This is a genomic window from Lacticaseibacillus pantheris DSM 15945 = JCM 12539 = NBRC 106106 (assembly GCF_001591865.1).
GTDB lineage: Bacteria > Bacillota > Bacilli > Lactobacillales > Lactobacillaceae > Lacticaseibacillus > Lacticaseibacillus pantheris.
The window spans coordinates 1-4,370 of record NZ_BCVS01000145.1; the positions used below are offsets into that span (position 1 = coordinate 1).

Consider the following 4,370-nt stretch of genomic DNA (forward strand, 5'->3'; position numbering starts at 1 on the left):
GGAGTACCCCACGTAAGCCGCAGCTCACCGGGCTGGCCTACGCTGCCGCCATACGCCAACCCTAACTGTGTTGAAACGCGGCGCTGCAAAATGTTACCCTATGTACTATAAGGAAAGACTAAGACTATGAAATTTCCAGTACCGAGCATTGGTATCGCCTGCAACTGTGATATACTGCTTTTGTTAGAATTTTCATGATGCCCAAAGGAGAGAACGGCTTGTTTGGATTAGGGACTAAAAATATTGGAATTGATTTAGGTACAGCGAACACATTGGTTTACGTCGAGGGTAAGGGCATCGTTTTGCGCGAACCTTCCGTTGTGGCCAAGGATACCCACTCGGGTGAAATCACCGCTGTCGGTACTGAAGCGCGGGATATGATTGGCCGTACGCCGGTGAACTTGACCGCCATTCGTCCCATGAAGGACGGCGTAATTGCCGACTACGACACCACCGCAGCCATGCTCAAGTACTTTATCCAGAAAGCCCTGGGTGGCAACGCACATCCATACGTTATGGTTTGTGTGCCAAGTGGTGTAACCGAAGTTGAAAAGCGGGCCGTTATCGATGCCGCGAAGGTTGCTGGTGCCAAGGAGGCCTACGTCATCGAGGAACCGTACGCGGCTGCCATCGGTGCAGGTTTGCCCGTCATGGACCCAACCGGTAGCATGGTGGTTGATATTGGTGGTGGTACTACCGACGTTGCCACTATCTCTTTGGGCGGAATTGTATCCAGTCGTTCAATTCGTATGGCTGGTGACAAAATTGACGAGGCTATTATTACCTACGTTCGCCAGAAGTTTAGCCTGCTGATTGGTGAACGGACCGCTGAAGACATCAAGATTGCGATTGGTTCGGCCTCGGTTGAGGAAGCCAAGGACATCGAGGGTACGGCCATTCGTGGGCGTAACCTGTTGACCGGCTTGCCAGAAACGGTCGAGATTGCCGCTGTAGACGTGGCAACGGCCATCAACGAAATTGTGCAGGAAATTATTACTGCCATCAAGGAGACCCTGGAAGAAACGTCACCGGAAATTGCGGCCGACGTCATCGACCACGGTATCGTGTTGACTGGTGGTGGTGCCCTGTTGAAGGGTATCGACGGCGTCATTAGCGACGCAACAAAGGTGCCTGTATTTATCGCGCAGGACCCACTGGACTGTGTGGCTACCGGTACCGGTGAATCCCTGAAGAACATCGAAGCGATGAAGAAGTAGAGCAACAGGGTGGGCCGGGACAAGTATTTTGCCCCGGCCCTTTTTTGTTGAGGGTACGTACCAGTTGCTTGCGTGGTTGAACAATTGATGTGGTCCCAGCACCGGCAGAAGCGGGATGGCAACCAGCGTCATCCTGGAGGAGCAGTGTCATGCAGAAGTTTTTCTCAAACAAACGGTTAATTGTGCTGATGGTGTCGTTATTGGTCTGTGTAGGGCTAATTGCGGCTTCAGTTAGCGTCAGGAACAACAAAAACACCCCACCAGTTGTACAACAGGTGGGGAACGACGTGGTGGGTATCACCAGCTGGGTGGTGGCTATTCCCGCCAACGGGATTAGTAACGCCCTGGACGACGTGGCTAACCTTTTCAATACTTATTCCGAAAACGAACGGTTGAAGTCCAGTTTGGACGACTTAGCCCAGACTAAGGTGCAAAACCAGTCGTTAAAACAGGAAAACAAGCGCCTGAAAAAGGAGCTGGCCCTCAACGCGACTTTGACTGATTACAGCAAGGCCACGGCCTCAGTAATCTCACGGTCACCTTCAGATTGGACTAACACCGTGGTGATTAACAAAGGGTCCGTGGCGGGCATCAAGAAGAACATGCCCGTCATGTCCGGCTCTGGTTTAGTCGGCCGGATTGTCGAGGTTAATAAGACTAACTCTAAAGTTGAAATGATCAGTACTAACAGTTCGGCATCGAACCGTTTTGCGGCCGAAGTCGTCCGTAGTAGTGGCAACGCGGTTAATGGTATCATTACTGGGTATAACAAGGCCCGGGGTGAACTGGTGCTGGGCCAAATTTCTACTAACCAAACGATTAAGAAGGGCGAACAGGTGATGACATCCGGATTGGGTGGACTCACTCCGAAAGGCCTATTGATTGGTAAGGTGGCTTCGGTTAAAACTGATAACTACGGTTTAGCGGACAAAGTTTACATCAAACCGGCCGGTAACTTGGACGATATGGATGTAGTAACGGTGATCAAGCGGACAATTGGGGGGTAACGGCGTGGACGAAAAGAAATTTACCCGGCACTGGGTTGCCATTGCCACCGTCTACTTGGCCGTCTTGCTCGATGGAGCGGTCGCGCACGTACTGGGTCAGTGGATTATGCGGGCCACGTACACTGGTGTACCCCAATTGACTTTGCTGAGCCTTGTACTGGTCGTCGTCTTTGTGCCCCAGGAAAACTGGGTGATGCCCATTGCCATCGGCGCGGGCTTAATCACTGACTTTTTCTACACTGGTATCTTGGGCGTGAATACCTTTATCCTGCCATTGATTGTATTTCTAGTGACGCAGGTCCGCCCAATCGTTCCGCGACGGTGGCTGTTTGTATGGGCCGTATTTGTCATTGCGGTGACCATCAGCGAAGTTGCTAGCTACGTGGTGGCGATGATGCTGGGGAGTACAACCGCTTCGGTTGGTGCGCTGATTACGCAACATATTGCACCCGGTTTGACCGTGAATATTATTCTCTTTGCAATTATGTACTACGTTTTATCACGATTACTGGTAAAATTAACGCAAGACTAATATTTGGATGGAGGGGTGCGTTGTGGATGCAGTTGTGTTGAAGGCCAGTTCGGATGGGTTTACCCTCCGGTTGGATGAAGACGCCAGCTTTGAGGCCATTCTCGCCCAGTTGACTGATTTAATAGCACACTTGTACGCGGAAACACCTGAGGGCAACGTTAGCTTCACGGTCACGACGGGGAATCGCTTGTTGACAGAGGATCAGCGGCAGCATTTGGCCGCGGTCTTTGACGACTATCCGCGCTTTGCTGTGAGCGCGTTGACGGCTGATGTGGTTGATGCCCAGGTAGCCGCAGCCAAAGTAGCGGCAGCACGCACCCACTTTGCGGGTGGGGTGGTGCGCTCCGGTCAAGACCTGCGTTACGAGGGTGACGTGGTCTTTACGGGTGTACTCCACCCTGGCGCTAGCATTAAGGCGACCGGCTCAATCTTTTTGTTGGGCCATGCTGAGGGTGTCGTCCACGCTGGGTTTCCCGACAACGCTCGCGCAGTGGTTGTGGGTGACATGACGGGTGTGGAACAAGTGCGGTTGGCTGATGCAGTGGCCATTATTGACGATGAGCATCCAGCCGCGGGCGATTTGTGCTACATGGATGACGCACACATGCTCAACTTTGCCCCTAGTGTGCAGCTACGGCAGTTACGCCCGTGGATTTTTGACCAAGTGGAGGATAAATGATGGGAACAAGTTACGTTGTGACCTCCGGTAAGGGTGGGGTCGGAAAAACGACAACGAGTGCCAATATTGGCACCGCGCTCGCACTACGCGGCAAGCGCGTGGTGTTGTTGGATTTGGACATCGGGTTGCGTAACCTGGATGCGGTACTGGGGTTATCCAACCGCATTATTTACGATATCGTGGACGTGGCGACGGGTCGCGCCAAGCTGCGACAGGCCCTGATCAAGGACAAGCGCTTTGATGATAACCTGTACTTGTTACCCGCCCCACAAAATGCCGACAAAGACGCGTTGGAACCAGAGCAGGTAGCCGCGGTGGTGGCAGAGTTGAAGCCCGACTTTGACTTCATTATTTTGGATTCACCCGCGGGGATTGAACAAGGATTCCGGAATGCCATTGCTGGCGCGGACGGAGCCATCGTGGTGACCACTCCAGAAGTGTCGGCGGTGAGTGACGCTGACCGTGTCGTGGGTCTGATTGAACAGTCGAGCATGTCGTTGCCACCCAAGCTCATTATCAACCGGGTGCGGCCACACATGGTCCAAAACGGCACCGCGATGGACGTTGACGACGTTACGCAGCACTTAGGCATTGATTTGCTGGGACTGATTACGGATGACGATGACGTCATCGTGCAATCCAATAAAGGCGAGACCGTAGTGATGGACCCGGACAATGACGCCAGCAAACGTTACCGCAACGTGGCCCGGCGGCTGCTGGGCGAGACGGTGCCATTACTGCCGGTTACCGCACAAAAGACAGGTTTTTGGCACAAGCTGTTCCACCGTTGATAAGTTAGGTGGGCAGGCTGGTTGGCGGTTCTGACCGGTGGGAGCGCTGTGGTGTGCTGCGACTTGGTGGACCGCTCCACGGTGACCGCTGGTAGTGGCTGGTCGTACTGGCGCGGTGGCTCCGTTTGAGCGGCTGGTCCCCGC

General features: G+C 53.5%; 5 protein-coding genes. All 5 read left to right on the forward strand.

From position 1 onward, the window contains the following. The first annotated feature begins 218 nt into the window (after nucleotides 1–218). The 5 genes from LPA02S_RS10790 (at nucleotide 219) to minD (ending at nucleotide 4,226) form a co-directional block, all read left to right on the forward strand. Complete coding sequence (locus tag LPA02S_RS10790) at nucleotides 219–1,217, forward strand: rod shape-determining protein (protein ID WP_056957128.1); 999 nt, start codon at nucleotides 219–221, stop codon at nucleotides 1,215–1,217. 149 nt (nucleotides 1,218–1,366) lie between these two features. After that, on the forward strand, nucleotides 1,367–2,224 hold the full coding sequence (mreC, locus tag LPA02S_RS10795) for a rod shape-determining protein MreC (protein ID WP_056957127.1): 858 nt from the start codon (nucleotides 1,367–1,369) through the stop codon (nucleotides 2,222–2,224). A gap of 4 nt (nucleotides 2,225–2,228) precedes the next feature. Next, entirely contained in the window at nucleotides 2,229–2,756 is a 528-nt protein-coding gene (gene mreD / locus LPA02S_RS10800; protein WP_056957126.1) for a rod shape-determining protein MreD, read from the forward strand. 22 nt (nucleotides 2,757–2,778) lie between these two features. Beyond that, nucleotides 2,779–3,435, forward strand: coding sequence for a septum site-determining protein MinC (locus tag LPA02S_RS10805; RefSeq protein WP_054648839.1), 657 nt, complete (start codon nucleotides 2,779–2,781; stop codon nucleotides 3,433–3,435). Continuing rightward, on the forward strand, nucleotides 3,435–4,226 hold the full coding sequence (minD, locus tag LPA02S_RS10810) for a septum site-determining protein MinD (RefSeq protein WP_054648841.1): 792 nt from the start codon (nucleotides 3,435–3,437) through the stop codon (nucleotides 4,224–4,226). Before LPA02S_RS10805 ends, minD begins: the two co-directional genes overlap by 1 nt. Nucleotides 4,227–4,370: the final 144 nt, after the last annotated feature.

Coding starts and splice junctions, on each gene's coding strand:
- mreC (WP_056957127.1), top strand. CDS start 1,367: ATGCAGAAGTTTTTCTCAAACAAACGGTTAATTGTGCTGATGGTGTCG.
- minD (WP_054648841.1), top strand. CDS start 3,435: ATGGGAACAAGTTACGTTGTGACCTCCGGTAAGGGTGGGGTCGGAAAA.